The sequence below is a fragment of the Caballeronia cordobensis genome, from assembly GCF_001544575.2.
GTDB classification, from domain to species: Bacteria; Pseudomonadota; Gammaproteobacteria; order Burkholderiales; family Burkholderiaceae; genus Caballeronia; species Caballeronia cordobensis.
On sequence record NZ_FCNY02000008.1, the window covers coordinates 337,520 to 359,716 of the forward strand.

Consider the following 22,197-nt stretch of genomic DNA (forward strand, 5'->3'; position numbering starts at 1 on the left):
TCCCATGTAGAAACTCGATCAATGCTTCGTTGCTGCATCGACGAACGCGGCGAGATCGCGATTGAAACGCTCAGGCGCTTCGATGAACGGCGCTTGTCCAGACGTCGGATAGAGCTAGAGCTTGCTCTGCGCGTTCGCATCTAGCCAGAACGGGCGCTTACGCTTATGAATGGCGCGCCGCCGCTTCCAGAAACGCAATCAGCAACGGATGCGGCGCGCCATCACGCGACGACAGTTCGGGATGCCCCTGCATGCCCGCAAAGAACGGATGCTTATCGGCCTCGATGGCTTCGGCGATCGAGCCGCTCTCGTCGTGCGCGCTGACGGTCACGCCGAGTGTCGCGAGCGGTGCTTCGAGCGCCGGATTGAGTCTGTAGCGATGATTACAGAGAATGCTCGCCTGCGTGCCGAGCATGGCCGCGATACGCGATCCCGGCACTAGGCCTATCGGCCGCAAGCCGGATCGATGCAACAACACGCCATCCTCGCCAACATGAATCGGCTCGAAGCTTGCGACGCGCGCATCGGGCTGCGCTTCCATCAAGCCAATGTCGTCGCTCTTCAACGCGAGCCGCGCGATGGCCGTCGCCATTGACTGCATGCCGAGAGACAAACCCACGACCGGAATCGACGTCAGCCAGCCGAAACGCGCGGCCTCGATCTGTCCCGCCACGTGCCCCATATTCGCGCCGCTCGGCAAAAGAATGCCGTGTGCATCGGCGAGCAAAGTTTCTGCGTTGTCGCGATCGATGTCCTGCGCCGCGATGAAGCGCACGTCGAGGTCGAAGCCGAGCACATCGGCGGCGTCACCCGAGGGCGGCGAGCGTCGCGGGGTATTGCTGATGCTGGTCGCAGTCACGGCCTATCAGCGCAATCGTCATGGACGGCTCACTCGCGCGCGATGCAGCTTCTTCCGTGGATCGCCATCTTCCATAGCGATCCCGATGCGCTTGCAAAACCACGCCCGAACCATCTTCGACGAGCTGTGCGCTATCGGCTTGATGAACGACGCGCAACATCTCCACGTCTTCGGCGCATTGCGTAGGAAACGCATCGAACGATTGCACGAGGAGCACGATATCGCGCGTGCGCGCCAACGCGAAAATTTCATCGCATGGTTCGGCAGTGTCGGGCAGACCTGTGCGCGTGCGCCAGATCAGACCGCTCGCGAGTAACCGTCCATCCGCTGTAACGTGCTGATGCGCATCGGGAAACCGCTGTTCGTCGAAATGCACGCCTGTGCAGCGGAGCTCGGCATTCAAAGTCTGGGCGAACAACGCGGGAAGGGCGCCGAATTGCGCCGGCTCGGGGGTAGCATCTTCGATGAGATAGAGCATGGAAGGCCCTCCGATAAAGAGAAAAACCCGCGACGTGGCACACGTGTCGCGAGCATGGCGTCTGATGCTTAGGCGCTTCAGACCGCGGTGACAGCGAGCACCAAGGCCGCACACGCGGTCTCGATGCGCCGGCACGCGTCGCGCAGCGTGGGCATCGGAACAGCATACGCGATCCGCACATGGTTCTCCACGCCGAACGCGCTGCAGTGCACCGCGCCGACATATGCCTCTCTAGCAGATAATTGGCGAAGCATCAGGGAATTCCGGCGCACAATCCCATAGAACGAACGCTGGCAATCGGGGCGACGTCTTCGATCGAACTGACTTGTTCTGGTCGATGGCAGTACGGAAGTCAGGCGCATGCCGGCGCGCACCGTGCCGGCCTGACCGCGACGCGCAAGCTTTCCCTTCCAGGAGCTGATCGTGACCGAACTTCTAAAGGTCATCGTATGGCCCGTGACTATCGTCTTCCTCGTCTTCAAGCTGCGTGACCCGCTCATTGCGCTGATCACGGCGATTGGCCAACGCGCCACCCGATTCAAGATCTTGCAGTTCGAAATCGAGCTGGGCGCGCTGGTGCCTGCTAGTCCGTCGCTCGCGATGTCCGCGGAGGCATTGCAGCAGGCTGTTGTCCAGGAGAGCGGAACGACGTTCATCGTACAGGGCATCACGAAGTCAGCCGCGGCTGACTATGTGCTCGTTGCGTTAGGCAACGACGATCAGCATGCCTGGCTCAGCTCTCGTTTGTTCCTTCTTTCTGTCCTGATCGACCGAAATCGAGTCGTGCGCTGCATCGTGTTTACAGGTGAACACGGCGGCTTCATCGGCGCGGCGTCGCCCCGCGACGTGCGTGCAGCGCTCGGGGCCAGATTTCCGGAGTACGAACGTGCACTGCTCGCTGCGTATGGAATGGCCTCGACGCTTCCTCTGGACGAGCTCCGCAACGGCGATCTGAGCGAGGCTGCTCTCACCAGGATCGCCACCGGCTTTTTGTCGAACAGCGGAATCACGCAGAACAATGAGCCGGCGTCGCCTCATTCGGGGTGGCTGTATCTCGATCGCTCTGCGAAACCGGGAGCGCCGTCGACATGGGAGCTGGCGGAGCACATTACCGCCGGCGGTTTGCGAACGCTGCTCGGAGACCGGCTCGGCAAGGGGCGCGTGGTCGGCGCGGCAGGGACCGTCCCGGATCCTGATTCAGCGCGCGCAATCATCAATCAGCCCGGCGTTTTCGTGGCGCTCGTAAGCAGCTCGGGCGAGTTCAGGGAACTCTGCGATAGAACCGCCATTGCTGACAGGCTTAGCCGGAGCGCAGCGCACGCGGCTTCATGAGCATCCGGCTTTGGTACGTGCGTTATGAGGCAAGCTCCACCAGCCGCAGCACGTCGATGCGTTCACCGCGCGAGATGAGTTCGTCCAGGATGCCGGCCTCCGCCGGATTGCTGAGTACGTCGGACTCCTTGATGATCGAAAGCAGTCGGTCGAGTTTCGTTACGTCGGCTCAGCGGGATCATGCAACCCGCACCGGCCCCGCCGCTCAAGTCAGGCTCAGCAGCGCGGTCTGCAGGCGCTGCGTCGAAAGCAGCACGCGCCGGTCGGCGTAGCTCACCTGCAGCGGCGCCTGGCCCGATCCCGCGGCGCCGGCGGCATCCTGTGCGGGCAGCAACACGGTCGCAAGCACCACCCACGGATCGCTGACGCATTCCGGGCAGGGCGGGGCCGGCATCGTCAACAGCCTGCGCAGCAGTTCGGGCGGAGACTTGAGCAGCGTGTCGCGCCAGGCCTCGTCGTCCTTGTGGGCCGCGACGTGTGAATCCGGCAGCGTCCACAGCACCTTGATCTCGAACGCATCGCGAATGCGCGAGTACTCGCACGACGTCTCGTCGCAGCCACAGCCCGCAGGATGAACCTTGACGGGCCGCGAATGGCACTCGGCATAGCGCACCGCGATGTAGGCCTTGCGCTCGCGCGAACCGGTGCCCGGCATCTCGCCCACGGGCGGGCAGGGCCAGCGCACGATGCAGGGTTCGGGTATCGCACCTAGCTTGAGATCGACGCTCACGCACCGGTCGATCGAGATATCGTCGCCCTGCGGGTCCACCACGTAGCCTGGACACACGCGCACGGTCCAGTCCTGCGCCTTGTCCACGGGCTCGACCGTGCAGCCGCACACCACGCCCCATCCATGCAGATAGCGGTTGTGCCGGCGCAGTTTTTCGCGGAAGTACGCCTGCTCGGTGCGCATGTCGTCGGCGGTGAGCAACTGGCGGCTGAAGTAGCGCAGCCGCTCGAGCGGATCGGTGGTGCAGTCGCAGGGTAGTTCGGACATGGCGGTCTCCTCTAGCGGATGATGAATGCGATGCGGAAATCTCCGCCGGGCGTTCCGTCTCCCGAGATTGCGCCGCTGCCGGCGGGCGGCGTGTCGCCGTCGAGGGCAACGTCGCCCGTGTCGGCGATCGCGTGACGGCTGGCCCCGGCATCGTCCGTTCCGAAGATCGCGAGCTGGTATCGGCCCTTCTGCCAGCCGAAGCCGCCGCCGCTGCCGCGCACGTAGGGTGAATCGCGGAACAGGTCGAAGCGGATCGTTCGCGAGTCTTCGAGCACGAGCGTGCCGGGCACGTACTCCATGTGATTGAGCGGCTCGTCCGGCAGCACCATCACGTTGTGCCGCTTGAAGTTGGGGTCGTTCAGGCCGTGCGTGCTCGGGATGTGCACGTCCCGTGCGAAGTCCTCGGTGAAGCGGATGCGGATCGCGTTCGGGCGCAGCGAGATCTTGATGCGCACGTCCTCCATCGGCGAGTCCACCTTGCCGACCTCGGTCTGAACGCCGTTCGGATCGGTCGACAGGAAGGTCACGCTTTGCACGCGCAGCAGCTCGCGCTGGGGCGGGGGTGGCGGCGGTTCATGGCCGTTGCAGCACGCGTCGACGCGCTCCGCCAGGCAGAGGATCAGGTCGAGCAGCACCGCGTTGCTGTAGACGCGCGGCCGCACGAGACAGCTTTCGATGCCGGCGATGCGTTCGTCGCGCACGAGGCCGATGGCGAGCGGCACGCACGCGCTGCCTTCGGCCGGGTCGCACGTCTTGTCGAACAGGCTGCACAACGCGTGGCGCCGGCTCCTGCCCGCCGCGTCGATCTCCTCCTGGGTGACGCCGAGGGTCGCGAGCAATGCGCCGACTGCGACCACGTCGTCGGCGGCGGGGCCTCGGGACACGGGCACCGAGTCCGGCGGCGCGGCACCGTCCGGTCGGTCGGGAACGGGTCGATCGGAATCTGGCTCGCGCGGCTCCTGCGGCTTCTCAGCGCCCCTGGCCCAGGCGAGGCACCAGTCGGGATCGCCCTGCAACGGCGGAATGCCCGGCGTCACCTTCAGGCAGAAGGTCTCGACGACGGTGTCCGGCGCGCAATGGCTCTGCGTTTCGCAGTCGGTCACGAGCACGGGCTGCTGGTCCGCCTGGCACTCGCGGTAGCACAGCCACAGCGTGAACACCTGGAGCCGCGCATCGCCATGCGCCGGGTCGCTGCCGGCGGGTGGCGCGTCACCGCAGCAGCCGCCGTGCTCGGCCTTCGGATCGATGCACGCGCGCACCGGCACGATGATCTCGCGCCCCAGCCCGTCGATCGCCACGCCGGGATCGACGCACAGCCTGTCGCCGTCGATGGAGACCTTCAGCCCGCACAGGACACCCTTGCCGAGCGTGAGCCGGTTGAGCAGCCATTGCTTGTTCCGGCCGTAGTCCTGCTCCATCTGGAACTGCTGCACGTCCATCCGCTTGCCGTAGAAGAAATGATTGCGGCGCGGCGCATTCAGCGTGCGCAGCAGGAGTTCGGCTTGATCGTGTGCATGCATGTCTGTCTCCGGCTAGGTCAATTGCAGTGATCCGTCGAGCAGGGCTTCGCCGACGCGCGGGGCACCGTCGGGCGGCATCAGGCGCGCGTGCTCGTCGAGCCGCGCTTGGTCGAGCTGCCACGCCGGCAACGGGCCGCCGACGATCGCGTCGACGCCGACCGTCGCCTGCAGGCCGATGCGCAGTTCAGGCATCACGACCTGGACGCGATAGTCGGTATGCGCGGGCTTCTCGCGATCGACGATGCGGCACAGCTCCCGCAGCGTCGCCGGGCTCGCGACGCGATAGCCGTCCACCACCACGCAGAAGCGATATGCCTCGCTCGCGAAGAGCGGCAGTCCGATCTGATGCGCGGCGAGCGGACCGGACTCGCCCACGACCGCGCGGCCGACGAGCTGTTCGCCCTCGCTCGAGGGGCAGCAGCCGGGCGCGGTCAGCCAGTCGGGCGCGACCATGCCGAGCGGGTCCACTGGCGGCAGCCGGGTATCGAAGCCGAGCTGGGAGGTTTCGCCGAGCACCCAGAGCCTGCGCTCGGCGTAGCTTTCGATGATGGCGGGCCGGATGCCCGTATGCAGGGCGACGAACTCGGCGATCGATGCGGGCGAGCCGCGCCGCGCGAAGAGCGAAACGGCGCGCGCGATCAGGGCGCGGCGCTCGTCGTCGCTCGCAATCCGCGGCAATTCGAGCGCGAGCCACTGCGCCAGCCAGTCGAGGCTGGTGGCGCTCGCGAAGCTCGGGGCGGCCACGAGCGGCATGTCGTCGAGCTGCTCCTCGACAGCCAGAAACTCGCCGCGCAGCAACTGCGCGAGATGCTTCAGGACGTCGTCGGGGTCGTGACGGCGATAGGTCGAGGGCAAGTAGTCGCGCAGGTCCTCCGCCTCGGTTGCGGCGCGTGCCTGGCGCAGCACGGGCGTCGCGCGTGGATCGTCCGTGGAGAGCGTGAGGCGCAGCCAGATGTGGCGCCGCTCGCTCACCCCGCTTGCGAGCGGCGCGAGCAGGGCGTCCGTGCCCGGCAGCGTGGCCCAGTCGCTCGCCGAGGGGGCGGGCGCGGGCGTTTTCGCCTGCGCGACTTCCGCCACAACTGAGGTGCCGGCCGGTATCTCGCATTCGATCCAGGCGCGCTCCCACTCGCGCTCGACGCCCGCATCGAACGGTCCGGCGACGATCTGGCCGCCCGCGGCATAGGCCGCATTGGCCGCGAAGCGCAGATAGACGTCGTCGAGCCCCGGCTTGATATACAGATCGCCGCCGGCATCGAGCGCAAGCGCGGTGACCGGGCCGCGCCAGCCGCTCACCGCGCCCTGGAGGACGCCGCCGTTGTCGAAGACCAGGATGCCGCCATCGGCCGCGTTGGCGATGTAGACGCGCGCGGCATCGGCGGCGATCGCGCCGGGCATCCAGGCGGCCGGGCCGTCGAAGGTCGCGACGTAGGTCCCGCCGGCGTCGAACATGTCCACGCGGTCATGCGTGGCGTCCGAGACGAGCACCGAGTCGTTTGCGCCAATGGCGACGAAAAGCGGCGCCGCGAGGCGCGCCGACGCCGCGATCGCGCCGTCGAACGCGGTATCGGGAACGCCAAGGCGCGACACGCGGCGCACGGTGCCGGCCGTCGCATCGACGCACACCAGGCGCGCTTCGGAGTCGAGCGCGAGGCTAGTCGGCGCAAGGCCCGCGACCGGCGCCGAGCTTGCTTCCAGCGCCGGCAGCGCGAGACGCTGCACGCGCAGGTTGCCGCTGTCCGCGACGAACAGCGCCTCGGCGCCGAAGGCGAGGCCGCGCGGCGCGCTGAAGCCTTGCAGCCAGGCTTGCGAGTTGCATTGCGGCTCGCTCAGCAGCACGCGATCGTGTGCGGTGTCGGCGACGAACACGCGGCCGCACGGACCGAGCGCGAGGCCGGACACTTCGCGCGGGGCGGGATAGTTGCCCGCGAGAGCCACCGCCTTGCCGCCGGGCGGTCCCGGCACGCGGGCGAGCGTGAGCGCGCCATCGCGATCGAGCGCGTAGCCGCTGCCGCCGCCGAGCCAGTGGCGGCGGTCGCGCAGCAGGACATGTCGGGTGGGCGTGTTCATGACGGGTCCGGCCTCGGCTTCTGCCGGGTTTGCGGGGCCGCGTCGCCGGAAGTCGGTGTCATGGTCAGCTCACGTACAGGTTGTATTGGACGCAGCCGCCCACGTTCGGCTTGAGCAGCTTGAACTCGAGCTTGTGCTGTCCGAGCCCGATCTCCACGCCGAGCTTGAGCAGGTCGATCGAGCCGGTACCGTCGGGAGCGGCGATCGCGTGAGCGTTGCTGCCGTTGCCGAGCTTGCCCCAGTTCGCGGCCTGGCCGGGCTTGGCGGCGAGCTGCTGCAAAAGTTGCGGCGTGACGTCCTGGCCGTCGAGAAACACGTGCATCTCGTCCACGTAGCCGAGCGCGAGCGCCGTGCCGCTCGCGCGCGCGTCGGGCTGCACGCCCGTGGTGTCGCTGTCCTGGTCGATGAGATGGGTGTGCGCGGGCAGCGCCGCGGCGTCGCCGGTTTTCGAAGGCACCGTGCCCGCCATCACCTTGTGCGTGTGTTTGCCGGAGGGCTTGACTTCCATCATGCCGCGGCCGCCGCGCTCGCCGCCCGCGCCGGTGGCCATGTAGGAATTCGGGTCGTCGTCGTCGCCAAAGTCTATCGAGCCGCTTTCGCCGTCGTCGGAGCCTGCCCAGATTTCGTGACGGTGCTCGCCGTCCTCGGCCATCACCATCGCCGAGAGATCAATCGGATGCGAGTGCGCCGAGGCTTCGCCGGAGGGCGCGGTGTTGAACTTGAGGTGATGCGAGTGCCGCCCGAGCTCCGTGTAGTAGAGCGAGCTGAACTTGCGCGCCCGCAGGTACAGCGTCACGTCGGACGGGTAGCCGCCGTCGACGTGAAAGTACAGGACCTTCGGATTTGCCGAATCGATGTCCTTCTCGCCTTCGAGACTGACCGTGCGCACCTGCTGCGGCTTCACGGGCGTGGCGTAGCGGCGCACCCCCGGCAGCACGCGCTCGACCGTGCAGGTCTGCGAGAGCTCGATCTGCGCGAGGATGATCTTGCCGCTGTCGGCGGCGGGCCAGCTGTCGAGAAACTCGAAGACCACGCCCGCGGCGATGCGGGTTGGCGCACCCCAGGCGAGATCGCCGCTGCACGGCTCGCAGGGCGCCGCGACCGCGCAGCCGTCCTGCACCGGCTGCGTGCGCGTCTCGCGGTACGAAACCGCCAGCAGGTTGCCGAACACGACGCCCTTGGTGGTGCTCGGCGCGCCCATCACCTGCGCCTCGGCATCGGCGAGCAGGGCGATCTCGCGGCCCAGATGATCGAACGCGAGGCCGCTCTGGACGATCACCTTGTGCTTGTCGGCCGGGTGCTTCAGCACTTCGAGGCCCTTGACGATGCCCGCCGAATAGAGCGAGCGGTTCAGGAGCCGCCGCACGCCCACGTGATAGCCCTGCTCGCTGCGAAAGTCCGACGCGGCGAGGCGCTGGCCGTTGAAGTAGTTCAGGCGCTGCAAGGTGTCATCGGGCAGATTCGCACTCATGGGGATCGCTCCTTTGCAATTCGACAGGCAGCACGGCCTGCGCGCGCAGCCGGTGAGGGCCCGGTCGCACGAGCTCGTGCGCGCAGAGCTCGACGTTGCCGCAGCGGGCGGCCGACTCGTTGCTTCCGCTCTTCACGCTGTTCGTGCTGCTCACGCCACAGGCACTGCAGCCGCAACCCGCCGGGGCATCGCCGCCGCAGCCGCAGCTTCCGGCGTTGCGCACGCCGGCGCGCCGGGCGAGGGTCAGGAAGCCGAAATCGTTCACCCGTGTGACGCCGGGCAGCACGGCCAGCAGCGCCATCACCTCGCTGCGATAGACCGTGCGGCCGATCGGCCAGCCGGTGCCATCGGGGCCGCCGGTGAGCGGGTCGAAGAACCGGTTGATGGCATCGCCCGCGAGTTGCAGCGTCGCGGCGAGGTCGATGCCGGCGTCGAGATGCAGGAGAGCCTGCACGCCCACGCGGCGATAATGTGGCGCGATCACGTGGACTTCACTCGTGACGAGGCGGCGCGGCGCGAGATAGGCGGCGACCCGCTCGCGCAGCGCGCGGCTCGGCGTCGGCGCGGGCAGGCGGCAGCGCGGCACGATCACCACCGCGACCGCGCCGGGCGCCGGATAGCAGGGCAGCCAGGGCGACAGGTTGGCCACCGCGTGCGCGCGGGCAACCGGCAGCGCGGGGGCGGCAAGGGCAAGCCGTTCGAAGTCCGGCAGCGTGACGGCCTTGTCGACGCTCGTCGCCAGCGTGTAGGCGCGCGCGCGCAGCGCGTCGAGCGTCTCGCGCGCGGCGCCGCCCGCCGCGGCGAATGGCTGGGCGACGGTCAACGGCGTCATGAGGCCGCCGAGCGCCGGCGCGAGCGCGACGTTGCGCGGCGAGGCGGGCAGGGCGGCGAGCGTCGCCGCGTCGATGTTGCCGGCAGCGCCGCCGCCGGCGCGGAAGCTCGCATGAACCGCAAATCCGGCTGGCAGCGGCTGGCCGCGCAGGCCGTCGCCGCTCACGAGCCCGCCATCTTCCGGTACGAGCAACACATGACGGTCGTGCGGGCCGCTCGCGTCCCAGTCGAGTTTCGTGACCCAGTCGGTCTCGACGGTGCCCGCGCCGTCGTCGAGACGCAACTGCACGGAGTCGGCCACGACGGGCGCCTCGCCGATCGCGAAGCGCGCGAGCGCGTGGCCCGCGGCCATGCCGATGGCCCGCTCGCCACGGGTGAGCGCATGCTCGGCGGACACGGCGTTGACGGCCGCATGCACGATACGCGGCGCGCACTCGTAACCGCCGTCCGATAGCCGGCAGCGGATGAAATAAGCGGCTGGCGCGGCCGCGAGGGCGCCCGCCTGATGATTCGCCGGCGCGGCAAAGCGCACGAAACCGGTGAGGCTCAGCGCGCGCGTCTCGTCGACCAGTCCCTGCAACGGCTGCCACAGTCCGCCGCCCGCATGGAACTCCCATACGGTGCGTGCGCGGTAGTGCAGGCGCCAGTTGCCCGCGCGAGCCGCCCATTCGGCGGGGCAGGCGAGCTTCAGGCGGGCGGCGAGCGCGGCTTCTTCGTCGATCAGCGCCCGGCGCGCGCCGGCGTCGTCCTGCCAGTGATCCGTCCACACGTGCAGCGAGAGCGTGGCGCCCGGCGCGTCGAGTGCGCGGTCGAAGCCCAGCAAGAACGCATGGCCGTCCCGCGCACGCGGACGCGGACCGAGCGGGAAGTAGGCGTCGAGCGACGCATCGGCGTCGGATACGCTCGCGAAGCTGCCCGACTGGTCCGCCCAGCCGAGCGCGACGATCTGCGCGGGCGTGACGTCGAGCGCCTCGGTGGTTTCGAAGAGCGGCCCGTGCGCGTCATGGAGTTGCATGCGCGCGGGCAGTGCGACGCCGCTCGCGTTGCCGTTGCCGATGGCGACGACCGTGCCCGCCAGCGCGGGTGCCAGCGGCGTGGCGCCGACGAGCCGCGCGAACTGGCGGATGGCTTCGTCCGAGAGGCGGTCGAAGCGGTAGATGTTTTGCTCGGCGAGCCATGCCGCGAGCTCGATGAGCGTCACGCCCGGGTCGGACGCATTGTGGTCGGTCCACTGCGGCGCGAGTCGCGGGATCTGGCCGCGTCCTTCGGCGACGAGCTGGTCGTAGGTGCGGTTATCGAGCGTGGGCTTAGGCAGCGGCATAGGACGCTCCCGTCGAGTCCGGCACCACCAGCTTGAGTTGCGAGTCGCCGGCCGCGATCAGTTGGTCGGGGCCGACCGGCACCGTGTCGCCGTACACCGTCTGGCCGACCATCATCTGCAGGAAGCGCACCGCGTCGACGCCCGGCGTTTCTTCGAAGAGCGCGGCGAGGTCGGACAAGGCCACCGTCTGCCCGAATTGCCAGCCGCGCCCTTCGCGGCCGCCCGTCAGCGGATGCAGGAAGCTCGCGAGGCGCTCGCGCAGCCGGGCTTCGACGCGGCCGGCTTCGTCGGCGTCGCTCGGCAGCACTTCGGCGTGCACGCCCACCTGCACGTAGACGGGCGCGAAGAGCTGCAGGTTGCCCGCGATGCCCGCCGGCATGCGCGCGCTCAGGTAGCGGGCCACGTTCGCCTTGAGTTCGAGCGAGGGCATGGGCTGCGCGCGCGCGGAGGCAGGCACGAGAACCAGTCCGACGTAGCCGCGCGCGCCGCGGCCGTCCGGGCTTTCGAGCGGCAGCGCCCGCACCCGGGCAACCTCGGGCGTGGCCGACATCGCGAGACATTCGTAGTCCGCCATGCTCACCGCGCGGTCGCGATGGCGAATCTGCTGCGCCGTGCGGTCGCGCGCAGCGCGCAGGTTCTCGGCCTGCGCGCCGCCGCTCGCGGGCAGCGGATTGCTGACCGCGTTCACATAGCCGACGCCGCTATGCAGCTCGCGGATCACGCCTGCATCCACATTGCCGATGATGCCGCCGCCCGTCACATAACTGATGACGATAGGCGCCCCCGCCGGCGGAATGAAGCCAGCCGCGCCGGGAAAACGGAACACGCCCCGGGCGCGCTCGACCACGTAGTGTCGGTCGCCGGGCCCGGAGGCGTAGAGATGTGGCACCGCGAGCCAGCGCACCCACACGGCGGTCTTGATGGACGTGTCCTGCGCATCCGTTTCGAAGCGCAGGCGCGCCGGGTCCACGCCGGCGACGGCGGTTTCCCAGTCGTCGCCCCGGCCCGCCCATTCGCGCACTTCGAGCACTTCGCCCGCCATCACCGGCACGCCGTTCGCGGGCAGCTCGAGCGCGCGCTCGAATTCGGTCACCGTGTTCGCGGCGGCGCCGCTGGCGGAAGCATCGCGCGGCGCGCGCGCTGCCGGCAGCACGAAGGTCTGGTCCGGCTGGCCGCTGCTCGTGCCCATCGTGTCGCGGTCGATGGCCTGCCCCTGGCTCGCCCCGACCGCGTTGAGCCACACGCCGCCTAGCTGCACGCGGTAGTCCTCGCTTGCAAGGCCTGTCTTCAGGCGCGCGCGGACGCGGTAGAGCGGGCCGCCCAGGCCATCGCGCGGCAGCATGTCCGGCGCGCCGATGAACTGCACCAGGCCGGTCTGCTGGAAGCCGAGCGTGGTGTCGCGCACGGAGAGCTCGGTCCAGCCGCGCGAGCCCCAGTAGTCCCATGCGTAGGGCTGCGGGGCGGCATCGGCGGCGGGCGCGATCACATGCGCGAGCACGCTCACGAGCGCGGCGGGCGGCTGCCCGCTGAAGCCGAAGTGCAACGCGGGCGCACGGTCCGACATCGGCTCGAAGGGCGCGAACGGGCTGCGCGGCCAGTAGGCATCCTCGCTGTGCTCGGCGAACGCGAAGTCGTTCTCGGTCAGACAGGCGTCGAGCGGCGCGGGATTGGAGAAATACAGATAGCTGATGCGCAGCGAAGCGACGATCGGCGGCTTTAGCGTCGGCGCGACGCTCTTCACGATGAACTTGCTGCTGTCGGCGGGATCGGGCTCGACCGACAGGCTGAGCGGCTTGCCGTAGTCGCCCGAAGCGAGCCGCAGCCGCAGCCAGTGCTGCTGGTCCGCGTTGATCTCGCACTCGGCCCAGTCCTGCGGCGCGACGAAACTGATCGCGGCTGCCGGCAGGCCCGTGCCGCCGGGGGCGACGCCTTGCGTGAGGCCCAGGGTGTTGTCGCTGTACTCCTCGTTCGGACCGAGCCCCACCCAGCGCGCGCCGTTGTAGTACTCGGACTGCACGTCGAGCGTGCCGCTTGCGCCGCCGGTCTGGGAAAAAGTGAACATCAGCTCGATGCGCGCGCCCTTGCGCGGAAAGGCCTCCTTGCAGGCCACATAGAACGCCGCGAAGCGCTCGGGCTGCGTACCGAACGGGTAGAAGTCCTTGTTCAGGTCGAGCCTGAATTCGTCCTGAAGCGCGCTGTCGGGCACGAGATCGTTCTTCGCATAGCCGACGCGGGCGCGCAGCACGTCCACCATCGGCAGGCTGCCGCTCTGGTCCGCGCCTTCCGGACGCAGGGGCGGGAGCGCGTCGGCGAGCACGAGGAAGTCGCTGGCCTGGATGTCGGCGAGCGCGAGGTCAAGGAGCACCGCCGCGTCCAGCGTGCCCGTGACGGTGGCGCGCGTCACGCCGTCGATCGTGACGACGTCGCCAGGCAGCAGGTCGCGGCTCGATTCGACCGTCACTTCGGTCCATTCGGGATGGATGCCGTACGGCCGCGCCGTCTTGCCGTCCCCACCCGTGGCGATGCGCGCGCAAGGAATGCGTTGCGACACGCTGGCACGGACCCAGTACGCCTCGTGGCCGGCGAGCGTCTGTGACTGTCCGTCGGGGCCGGCGTCCTTGCTCAGGCTGATCCTGCCGTCGCGGGTGAAGCGCTCCGTGCGGTCTTCGATCAGGACGAGCGGCAGCCAGCCGTCGGTGCTCAGGTACTCCCAGTCGAGCAGAAGCGGACGGCGCGCGGGCGCACCGGCTGCGGCATTCATCGCGTCGGCAAAATCGATCGTCACGTCCACCTGGGCCGAGCCCGCGAGGCGGAACATGTCGGCATGCCCGAGGTAGAGCCGGTGGGGCGCCTGCCGCATCGACGCGAACGCCGTGAAGCCGCTTTGCACGGACGCGCCGTGGTCGGCGTAGGCGTCCGCTTGCGGGTCGATGCTGTAGAGCGCCGCGATCGTCCCGCGCATGGCGGTGATCTCCTGCTCGGTGAAGAACTCGGGCGGCGTGCTGCGGTTGCTGGTGGCGCCGCTGTCGAGCGAGGGCGCGGGCGGCGGCAGCACGGCGGCCACGCGCGTGCCGGCCGGCACCGTGGCGTCGGCGGCGGCGTTCGCCAGCAGCGTGAAGACGAGCGGCGCGCGCGCCGACTGGGCGGGCAGCACGCTCGCGCCGATCTGATCGAGGAATTCCAGTTGCAGGCGCAGCGGCATCGCGTTCAGGCCCGCGGCCTGTATGTCCAGATTGCGCGCCACGATGCGCAGCAGCGCGCTGCCGGCGTCGTCGTGCGCGGTCCAGCCCGGCAGATAGCCGGCGCGGTGCGCGCTCAGGTCGGCGGCGATGGTGGGCCCGTCGCGCAGGGCGATACGGGGCGGGCGTGCCGGATAGCTGCTCATGCCGTGCGCCCCTCCTGCAGATAGAACGGATAGACGAGGTTGTAGAAGGTGTTGGTCGTGCGCACGCGATAGCGCACATCGACGTTCACCATCCCGTTCAGTGGATCGGCGCGCACGTCCACGCCGATGCTGTCGATGCGCGGCTCCCACAGGATCAGCGACTGCTCGACGCGGTGCCGGATCAGCGCGGTGGTGTGCATGTTGATCGGCTCGAACAGCAGCGCGCGCAGTCCGGCGCCGAAGTCGGGCCGCATCACGCGCTCGCCGGGATCGGTGTCGAGAATGATGCGGATCGCCTGGCGGATGTCTTCTTCGTACTCCGCCATCGCGATGGCGCCGCTCGCGTCGATCGCGAGCGGGTACGCGAAGCCCCGGCCGAGAAAGGCGCGAGCGTCGGCGCGGTCGAGTGGGTCGAGGGCTTGCGGGCTGGTCACGGTGCTCATGAATCGCTCCTCATCCGCCAATCTGCACGTTGGGTGAACCGGCGACGATGCTCGCGCCGCAGCCGCACAGGTCGCCTTGCCGCGCGGCGGGGCGACCGCCGATCAGGACGCTGGCGCTGCCTTTGGCGATCGGATTTGGCGGGTGCGGGCCGGCGAGCGGCGGCAGCGCGCAGACATGAACGTCGCCCAGGCAGACGGCCGGCATGCCGTTGATGAGCACGCTCGCCACGCCCGGGCCGGTGATCGCGCCGGGATGGCTGGTTGGGGCATAGAGGAAGGCGGCGGCGGGCATCGCGCGTGCTCAGTTGATCTTCACCACCGAGCCCTGCACCACGCACGCGCCGCTTGCCTTGAGCGTCGCGACGCCCTGGCTCTGCACGGTGAGCGATGCCTTCGCCTTGATCTCGATCACCGGCGCATCGAGCGTGAGCCTGGTTTTCGCGGTGATCGTCACGTCGCCGAGCTTGCCGACCGTCACGCTGGCGGTGGGCGTGCTGATCTCGGCCTTGTCGGCGGCGAGCGTGACCTTGGACAACAGGTTGCTCTTGAGCGTGACCGTCTGGAGCGCGTCGTCGAACTCCAGCTCGTGGCCGAGCGGCGAGCGCACGAGGCGCCGGGTGACCGCGTCGGTGGGGCTCAGGGAGGGCGGGCGGTCGAGGGTGTTCCACAGCGCGCCAACGACAAAGGGCTCGCGCACGTCGCCATGATTGAACGCGACCAGCACCTCGTCGCCGACCATCGGCACAAAGTAGGTGCCGCGCGCCATGCCGGCCATCAGCGTGGCGAGCCGCGCCCACGGCTGATACCCCGGCAGCCACGGCAGCATGAGCTGCACGCGCGCCTGGCCGGTGCTGTCGACGTTGTTGACCACCGTGCCGATCGCCACGCCGTAGACCTTCTTGTCGGGCGTGAGCGGCTGAACGTCTTGCAGCAGGCCGAACATCATGTCATTGGGCATTTGCGCTCTCCCTCTTCAAAACGACACGCGCACCGGCACCGCGCCCTGATCGGCGAGCGGTATCGAGCCGAACCAGATTTCCTTGCGCAGGCCGAACGCGGTGCGAAAGCCGCCGCTGTCGACCGTGTGCGTGACCGAGCTCACGCGATAGAGGCCACCGAACTCTTCGCCGACGCCTTCGATGCGCAGCACGTCGCCCGCGCGCATGGCCGGCTCGCCCACCACCGTGCCGGACGCGGTGAGGCGTCGGTTCAGCTTCGGAATCAGCTCCGAGACCAGCTTGCGCGGGATCGACGTCGGCGTGAGCGGCTCGTCGATCAGGTAGTCGCCAGGCTGCATGCCGATCGGCACCACGCCGGGGTAGATCGCGAGCGCGAGGCTCATCGTGTCCCAGTTGAAGCCCAGCGTGACCACGAAGGTCATCTTGATCGCGGGCACCCAGACGAAGCCGCCCACGGTGAAGATCTGACCCACCGTCGACACGCGCGGCGCGAAGTCGATGAGCGAGCGCCCGTAGCCGTAGGTGAACGTCGGGCGCAGGTTGTCGAGCGAGGACGTGAAGCGCAGCAGGTGGCCGCCGAGCGGGCCGCTGTGCTCGACCAGCACGTCCCAGCCGTTCTCGCCTGCGATGCGGTTGAGAAAGTCGTAGTCGCTCTCGTTCGCCTGCTTGCGGATCACCGCTTGCGCGGAATCGGGATCGGTCACGGCGACGAAGGTGTCCACGCCGCCGAGGATGATCGAGAGCGCCGCGCCGACCGGATCGAAGATCGGCAGCAGCAGGTTCTCCAGCGTGACGATGGAGGCCGTGGCGATATCGGGCAGAGGCAGATTGCCCACCGTGGGAACCGGAATCGCAAACCAGCGCACCTTCTTGCCGTCCCGCATGGTGCGGCGGCGGTCGTGCGCGGTGACGGTGAAGCCCGGCATCGCGCCCGACGGGAAGTTCGCCGCGCGCGCGACCACCTCGCCGTCGAACACCTGCACGAGCGGGTCGGGCGCATAGCCCAGCCGCAGCGTGAGGCGAGTGCCGAGCCTGAACTCCGGGTCGTCGAGCCAGCGCAGCCCTTCGTTGGCGAGGGTGACCTCGACTTCATCGAGCCCTTCCATGCCCGTCTGGCAACGCACGCTCTCGATCGCGGCGCGCAAGGCGGCGGGCACGGGCTGGCCGTTCAGTTGCAGTGCGAATTCGGGAACGAAGCGGGCGCGGTCCATGATGTCATGCGTAGACTTTGCCCGTATCGGGATCGCGATAGGGCAGATTGGGCAGGCGCAGGCGGCTGCCGGCCGGCAGATTGCGCGCGCGCTGCAGGCGGTTCGCCACGGCGATCACGCGCCAGAGCCGCGGGTCGCCGTACTCGGCGCCGGCGATCGACGAGAGCGTCTCGCCCTCGATCACGAGATGCCGCTTCGAGTAGTCGCTGGTCTCGCGCTTGACCTCCTTCGCTTCCAGGTCGATGTTGCGGTACTCGCTGAAGCTCGCGTTGATCCGCGCGCGCACGGGCGTGCCGTTCGCCAGGAACATCACGAACCGCTGCATGGCCTTGGCGAGCACGCAGGTGAAGGCGAGCGACCCCCATGTGAAGAGCAGCACCGGCGGCGCATGCGTGCTCGGCTGGATGTTCATGAGGTCGGTCACCTGCCGCACGAGATCGCGCACGTCGCTTTGCGCGGCGTTCACCACCCGGCTGCCGATCTTGTGCTCCTCGTAGCTGTCGAGGAACAGTTCCATTTCGAGCGTCTGCAGATTGCCGTTGACGAATTGCAGGAGCGGCGCGGAGAGGCCGGGCACGGCCGCCTGCGCGTAGTTGTTGTCGCGATTGAGCGTGTACTCCTCCGGATTGAACTGCACCGGAATCTGCTGCCCCGTGACGGTGTTGGTGATGATCGCCTTTTCGAGCTGCATGGCTGGTCTCCTCGTCTACAGTCGCCCGTTGCGTTCGCGAAACGACAGCGCGCGGCGCTCCAGCTCCGAGATGACCCGATGGCTGACCGTGGCCGTGAGGCGCGCAAGCTCCTGCGCAGGCAGACTCCAGGCCGCGCCGGCGGGCGTACCCGCGGCGCGGGGCGGCTCGCGTCCGGACGCCTGCACGACCGGAACCTTCGCAGGCTCGCGGCGCTTGCTTCCCAGTTCGTGCACGATGGCTGGCTGCGCAAGCGCCTTGATGACAGGCGGATAGACCCCTTGCGTTTCGGTGCGGCGCAGGATGTGCGGCAGCGTGTGCGCCACGGCTACGCGCAGCTGCGGCACAGGGACGATGCGCTCGCGCGGCGCGGCTTCCTGCCGCGTACGCAGATGGAACGTGCGGTGCTCGCTGCTGCGTTCGCGCAAGAGGCTGGCTTCGTGCCGCTCCACCGTGGGCACGTGCAGGAGCGGCGCAGCCGCGCGAATCAGCACGGCATGCGAATGCGATGCGAGCCGTAGCGAGGCGGCGACGTGGATCGCGAACGACAGAGCCTGCGGCGCCGCATGCCGTGGCCGCAACACGACGCGCTCGATCCGCGCGAGCGGCGCGGCTACGCGCCTTGCCCCCGCCCGGAGCGACAGGAACCGCCGGTGACGCGCGAGCGGCGCCACGCAGACACGCGGTATCGAATGGCGTTGCATGCTCATGCCTCGTTGATCCTCTGGTTCAGGGTCGAGATCTGGCTGACCCAGCGACGGCGGTCGCGGTGCTCGAGTTCCATGATCTGATCGTGCGGCCAATGAAAGTGATACGCGATGAACGCCACCTCCTCGGTCAGTTGATCGAGGGGGTAGCCGAAAACTCCCCCGGCCGCGCGGCTCCCGCGCCCGGCGCCAGCTCGTCGGCGTCGGCGGGTTCGTCGAGACGGTTGATCCGGTTGTAGAGGTTTTGCAGATACGCGAGGTCGGTGGCGAAGAGTCCCTCGATCACCTTCGGATTGATCGCCGCCACGCCGCCCAGGCGCGTCACCACGCGCGACAGCAGGATCACGATCAGGTACGCCTCGTTCCGCTGCACGCGCGGGTCCTTGAGCGGCAGGATTTCATCAGCTGCGGTGGCGCGGCGCATCACACCGTCGCGATGCAGCGTGCCGTCCTCGTCGAGATAGCCGCAGGGCAGGGTGAACTCAAACTCGGTCTGGAACATGACGACTCCTTTTCCGGTGGACTGCCTCAGGCGCGCACGATGCTTTCGTGCGCGAGTTCCAGCGCTTCGATTGCGACATCGTTCGCTTCGGCGTTGAAGCTGGGCCCGGTCCATTTCGCGGGCCACGCGTTGAAGAAGTTCCAGCGCGCCTTCTCCTGCCCCTGGCGGTCGAGCAGCACGATGGAGCCGTTCTTGCGCGCGGCGGCCGGGTCTCCTTCCGCCCACTGGCGGTGCCAGGCATAGAGGTCGAGGTCATCGGACATGCCCCACTTGAGGCTGATGTTCGAGTACTTCACCTGCCCCGGCAGCTTGCGCATCGTGATGTTCTCGCCGCCTTCGCGATGCTCGATCACGTCGATCGACGAATCGAGCCCGCCGGCCTCGTGAAACGCTGCGCGCACGATGCCGTCGATCTCGACGAGAAAGTTGAAATTGACGTAGGGATCTTTGCGGGTTGCCATCGCTGCTCCTTTGCAAGTACGGGCCGTCGATCAGGATTCCGACACGTCTGAGCCGCCGTCCCAGATGCCGATACGCACGATGATGAATTCCGCCGGATAGCTGGGCCGCACGCCGATCTCGATATGCAGGCGCCCGAGCTGCTGCTCCGAGAACGGGTTGAGGTCTTCGTCGATGCGCACGTAAAAGGCCTTGTCCGCCTTCTCGCCGAAGAGGGCGCCTTCGCGCCAGCTGCGCGTGAGAAAGTCGGTGAGCGTGCGCTTGAGCTTCTGCCAGAGCTGCGTGTTGTTCGGCTCGAACACCGCGCCGCGCAGACCTTCCTGGATCGACTCTTCGAGGTACAGGAAGAGGCGCCGGATGTTCACGTATTGCCAGCTCGGATTGCCCCCGAAGCCGCTCGCCGTGGTGCGCGCCCCCCATACCGTGGGCCGGCCGCCCGCATAGAAGACGCGGATGACATTGATGCCGTTGGGGTTGAGCCCTTCCTGTTCGGTGTGCGTGATTGCGCGCTCCACGCCGAGCGCGCCCGAGACCGTGGCCTCCTGGCCCGCGGGCGCCTTGTGCACGCCGCGCGCCTGGTCGGTGCGCGCGTAGATGCCGGCGACGTGCCCCGACGGCGGCACGTTCAGGGTCTTCACGCCCGCACTGTCGATAACCGTGAGCCAGGGATAGTAGAGCGCGGCATAACCCCGGTTCGACGTGAGGCCGGCGCGTTGCGTATCCACGCTGCTGCTGCCGAAGGGCGGCAGGCCGCGCGCCGCATCCAGCACCGCGAATCGGTCGAGCATCGACTCGCAGTGCCCGAGCAGGGCGCCCTGCACGGCAGCGTCCTGCCGGTCGGGAATGGCCACGATGTTGATGTCGTCGATCGCTTCGAGCAGCGCGATCGCCTTCTGGTAGTCAGCCACGGAGAGCGTCGCCGGATTGTCGGCCGCGCCGGCCGGCAGCGCCGTGATGGCGAGCGTCGCAGGCCGGTTGCCCGGCGCGGGCGTCACGTTGGGCGGGTCGACCGGGGTCACCGTCACGTAGGGATCGGCGGCGTTGACGATGTCCGCGTAGTAGCGCGGATGCTCCGGGTCGATGCCCAGCCCGTCGTACACCTGCGGGCTCCCGGTGGCGGGCGTGACGGTGAGCTTGAACTCCTGCGACTGCACCGACACGTCGCCGCCGCCCGCGCCGAACACGAATGCACTCGCGAGGCCACTCCGCACGGTGACGCGATAGGTCGTCAGCGCGCCGCTGATGCGCTCGACGATCACGCTCTTGACGATCGCGATGTCGGTCACCGCCGCCGGCGCGGTCTGCTTGAGCAGCAGCACCATGCCCGGCGCGAGGGCCGCGCCGCCTTCCATGCGCAGCGTATCGCTGCCCGCCGCTGGGTCCATGAGGCGCAGCGCGCCGGCCGCGTAGTTCTGCGACAGCGGATTGAGCACTTCGAGCGTCGCCCCGCTCACGCGGGCGAGCGTCACGCCATCGTCGGCGGGGGCCACGCCGGTCCAGGTGAGCCGGTCGCCGGGCCGGAACTTCTCGGCATCGGACGCCGCCGTGAGCGTGATGATCCGCGAGCCGGCGGCGGCACCCGCGATGGTTCCGGTCGGGCGGAAAAGCTTGGCCGGCGCATCGACGGCATGGACGTTCGAATCCACCGTGATCGAGAGCGCCGGGCTCGGCACGCCCGCCTGTCGCGCGCTCACGACGAGCGTGGGCGCCGCTGCGCTGTCCTTGAGCGTGAGCGTGCCGTAAGTCGCGTTGCTCACCCGGGTGACGAAGCAGGTCTTCCCGCCGTTCTCGTAGAAGCCGCGCACTGCGTACCAGAGATAGAAGCCCGGGACGGGGTCCTTGCCGAACTGGCTCGTGAACTGATCCCAACTCGTCAGGCGGGTGGGCGTGTTCAAGGGGCCTTCCGTGCACGGCCCGAGCAAGGCCGCGTTGCTGGTCCCCACCCCCGCGATCGGCGCCGCAGGCTCGAACTCTTCGATGTACACCTCGGGGGTTGCATAAGTCGCCATCTGCGTCTCCTTTGCTGGCTGTTCCGGTCAGGCGATAAAACGCATCGTCAGAAATGAAGGTCGTAGCTGCCACCCGGCGCCGGCACGTCGATCACCCGGGCGAACGCGGCGAAGCCCGTGGCCGACACCCGCAGCTCATAGCTGCCCGCGGCGATCTGTGTGAACAGAAAGCGTCCGTCGCCGTCCGTCCTGACTAGTTGCCGTCGCGTGCCGGCGGTGGTTCGCAGGTCGACCCAGGCGCCGGCCACGGGCAGCGCGCCCGGCGCGGCGCCCGCCCGCACGGTGCCGCCGAACTGCATGGAGGTCTCGGCGCTCGCGGGCACATCCGCCACGCGCGTTTCCATGAACGTGGTGGTCACCATCGGTCCCGCGGGCACGGCGGTCTCGTGGAGCGCCACCGTCACCGCGATATAGACGCACGGCTTCCAGCGATGCCCGTCGCCCATCGTTCCCCAGAACTCGGCGAGCTTCGGAAAGCCTTCGATCGGCAGCAGGGTGATCGGAAAGCGCTCCTCCGCGATCTGGGCCGGAGGCGGGGCCGGAGGGGTCGATGCCGCATAGATCTCGACCGGGTCGAGCTCATCGCTCTGGCCGAGCGCACGTGCCGCGTCGGCGAGCAGCGCGTGCTCGTCGATCGTCGGGTCGGTCATCGGCGTGATCGTGACCGGGCTCCACGCGCTGATGAGATAGTGGCAGTCGACGCGGCGCGGCGGCGGCGTCTCGAACACATCGAGCCCGACCGTGCTGCGCTCGCGTTCGTTGGTGCGCAGCTTGCGGTTCTCGCGCATGTCGAAGAGGTAGACGTTGAGCGCGTTGCTCGTCATGTTCGAGACGAGTTGACGCCAGGCTTCGTCGGGCGGCTGAAAGCGTACCTGCGCATCGGCGGTGATCTGCGCGACGCGGTTGCGCAGCAGGCGTTGCAGGAGCAGGTCGAGGTAGTCGATCATGAATGCCTCG

Annotated in this window: 20 protein-coding genes; 1 reads left to right on the top strand and 19 read right to left on the bottom strand. The window is 68.6% G+C overall.

Going from position 1 to position 22,197, the window contains the following annotated elements; genetic code table 11:
- Nucleotides 1-163 precede the first annotated feature (163 nt).
- Together AWB70_RS17955 and AWB70_RS17960 are read right to left on the bottom strand one after the other, a co-directional pair.
- Entirely contained in the window at nucleotides 164-859 is a 696-nt protein-coding gene (locus tag AWB70_RS17955) for a glutamine amidotransferase-related protein (protein WP_082378142.1), read from the bottom strand.
- The gene (locus AWB70_RS17960) at nucleotides 807-1,337 is read right to left on the bottom strand and encodes a hypothetical protein (protein ID WP_053570411.1); all 531 of its coding nucleotides are present in this window, start codon (nucleotides 1,335-1,337) and stop codon (nucleotides 807-809) included. Before AWB70_RS17960 ends, AWB70_RS17955 begins: the two co-directional genes overlap by 53 nt.
- 423 nt (nucleotides 1,338-1,760) lie before the next feature.
- Here AWB70_RS17960 and AWB70_RS17965 point away from each other — a divergent pair, with 423 nt between their 5' ends.
- Nucleotides 1,761-2,669, top strand: a complete 909-nt coding sequence (locus AWB70_RS17965) for a hypothetical protein (RefSeq protein ID WP_053570410.1) — start codon at nucleotides 1,761-1,763, stop codon at nucleotides 2,667-2,669.
- A 205-nt stretch (nucleotides 2,670-2,874) separates the two neighbouring features.
- Here the strand turns inward: AWB70_RS17965 and AWB70_RS17970 are convergent, their stop codons facing one another.
- The 17 genes from AWB70_RS17970 to AWB70_RS18045 form a co-directional block, all read right to left on the bottom strand.
- The gene (locus tag AWB70_RS17970) at nucleotides 2,875-3,666 is read right to left on the bottom strand and encodes a hypothetical protein (protein ID WP_053570409.1); all 792 of its coding nucleotides are present in this window, start codon (nucleotides 3,664-3,666) and stop codon (nucleotides 2,875-2,877) included.
- 11 nt (nucleotides 3,667-3,677) lie between these two features.
- Nucleotides 3,678-5,186 carry a hypothetical protein gene (locus AWB70_RS17975; protein WP_053570408.1) on the bottom strand — a complete coding sequence of 503 codons (1,509 nt, stop codon included), beginning with the start codon at nucleotides 5,184-5,186 and terminating at the stop codon, nucleotides 3,678-3,680.
- A 12-nt stretch (nucleotides 5,187-5,198) separates the two neighbouring features.
- Nucleotides 5,199-7,253, bottom strand: a complete 2,055-nt coding sequence (locus tag AWB70_RS17980) for a phage tail protein (protein WP_053570407.1) — start codon at nucleotides 7,251-7,253, stop codon at nucleotides 5,199-5,201.
- 64 nt (nucleotides 7,254-7,317) lie between these two features.
- Nucleotides 7,318-8,724 (bottom strand): hypothetical protein, encoded by a 1,407-nt coding sequence (locus tag AWB70_RS38760; protein WP_053570406.1) that lies wholly within the window; start codon nucleotides 8,722-8,724, stop codon nucleotides 7,318-7,320.
- Nucleotides 8,702-10,876 carry a putative baseplate assembly protein gene (locus AWB70_RS17990; protein ID WP_053570405.1) on the bottom strand — a complete coding sequence of 725 codons (2,175 nt, stop codon included), beginning with the start codon at nucleotides 10,874-10,876 and terminating at the stop codon, nucleotides 8,702-8,704. The genes AWB70_RS38760 and AWB70_RS17990 overlap by 23 nt, the downstream gene beginning before the upstream one ends.
- Nucleotides 10,863-14,261 carry a putative baseplate assembly protein gene (locus AWB70_RS17995; protein WP_053570404.1) on the bottom strand — a complete coding sequence of 1,133 codons (3,399 nt, stop codon included), beginning with the start codon at nucleotides 14,259-14,261 and terminating at the stop codon, nucleotides 10,863-10,865. Before AWB70_RS17995 ends, AWB70_RS17990 begins: the two co-directional genes overlap by 14 nt.
- On the bottom strand, nucleotides 14,258-14,704 hold the full coding sequence (locus tag AWB70_RS18000) for a gp25 family contractile injection system sheath assembly initiator (RefSeq protein WP_053570403.1): 447 nt from the start codon (nucleotides 14,702-14,704) through the stop codon (nucleotides 14,258-14,260). Before AWB70_RS18000 ends, AWB70_RS17995 begins: the two co-directional genes overlap by 4 nt.
- Nucleotides 14,705-14,714: 10 nt before the next feature.
- The gene (locus AWB70_RS18005) at nucleotides 14,715-14,996 is read right to left on the bottom strand and encodes a PAAR domain-containing contractile injection system baseplate protein (protein WP_045457114.1); all 282 of its coding nucleotides are present in this window, start codon (nucleotides 14,994-14,996) and stop codon (nucleotides 14,715-14,717) included.
- Between the two features lie 9 nt (nucleotides 14,997-15,005).
- Nucleotides 15,006-15,662: a phage baseplate assembly protein V gene (locus tag AWB70_RS18010; RefSeq protein ID WP_045457116.1), complete on the bottom strand. Its 657-nt coding sequence runs from the start codon at nucleotides 15,660-15,662 to the stop codon at nucleotides 15,006-15,008.
- A 15-nt stretch (nucleotides 15,663-15,677) separates the two neighbouring features.
- The gene (locus AWB70_RS18015) at nucleotides 15,678-16,874 is read right to left on the bottom strand and encodes a phage late control D family protein (protein ID WP_053570402.1); all 1,197 of its coding nucleotides are present in this window, start codon (nucleotides 16,872-16,874) and stop codon (nucleotides 15,678-15,680) included.
- Nucleotides 16,875-16,878: 4 nt separating this feature from the next.
- Nucleotides 16,879-17,565, bottom strand: coding sequence for a CIS tube protein (locus tag AWB70_RS18020; protein WP_053570401.1), 687 nt, complete (start codon nucleotides 17,563-17,565; stop codon nucleotides 16,879-16,881).
- A gap of 15 nt (nucleotides 17,566-17,580) precedes the next feature.
- Nucleotides 17,581-18,273: a hypothetical protein gene (locus AWB70_RS18025; protein WP_143281655.1), complete on the bottom strand. Its 693-nt coding sequence runs from the start codon at nucleotides 18,271-18,273 to the stop codon at nucleotides 17,581-17,583.
- Nucleotides 18,270-18,392 carry a DUF6760 family protein gene (locus AWB70_RS39610; RefSeq protein ID WP_318293409.1) on the bottom strand — a complete coding sequence of 41 codons (123 nt, stop codon included), beginning with the start codon at nucleotides 18,390-18,392 and terminating at the stop codon, nucleotides 18,270-18,272. The genes AWB70_RS18025 and AWB70_RS39610 overlap by 4 nt, the downstream gene beginning before the upstream one ends.
- An 8-nt stretch (nucleotides 18,393-18,400) precedes the next feature.
- On the bottom strand, nucleotides 18,401-18,772 hold the full coding sequence (locus AWB70_RS18030) for a hypothetical protein (RefSeq protein ID WP_045457124.1): 372 nt from the start codon (nucleotides 18,770-18,772) through the stop codon (nucleotides 18,401-18,403).
- A gap of 26 nt (nucleotides 18,773-18,798) precedes the next feature.
- Nucleotides 18,799-19,233: a phage tail protein gene (locus AWB70_RS18035; RefSeq protein WP_053570399.1), complete on the bottom strand. Its 435-nt coding sequence runs from the start codon at nucleotides 19,231-19,233 to the stop codon at nucleotides 18,799-18,801.
- Nucleotides 19,234-19,263: 30 nt separating this feature from the next.
- Nucleotides 19,264-21,240 carry a phage tail sheath subtilisin-like domain-containing protein gene (locus tag AWB70_RS18040; protein ID WP_053570398.1) on the bottom strand — a complete coding sequence of 659 codons (1,977 nt, stop codon included), beginning with the start codon at nucleotides 21,238-21,240 and terminating at the stop codon, nucleotides 19,264-19,266.
- Nucleotides 21,241-21,287: 47 nt separating this feature from the next.
- Nucleotides 21,288-22,187 carry a Pvc16 family protein gene (locus tag AWB70_RS18045; protein WP_053570397.1) on the bottom strand — a complete coding sequence of 300 codons (900 nt, stop codon included), beginning with the start codon at nucleotides 22,185-22,187 and terminating at the stop codon, nucleotides 21,288-21,290.
- Between the last annotated feature and the right edge of the window lie 10 nt (nucleotides 22,188-22,197).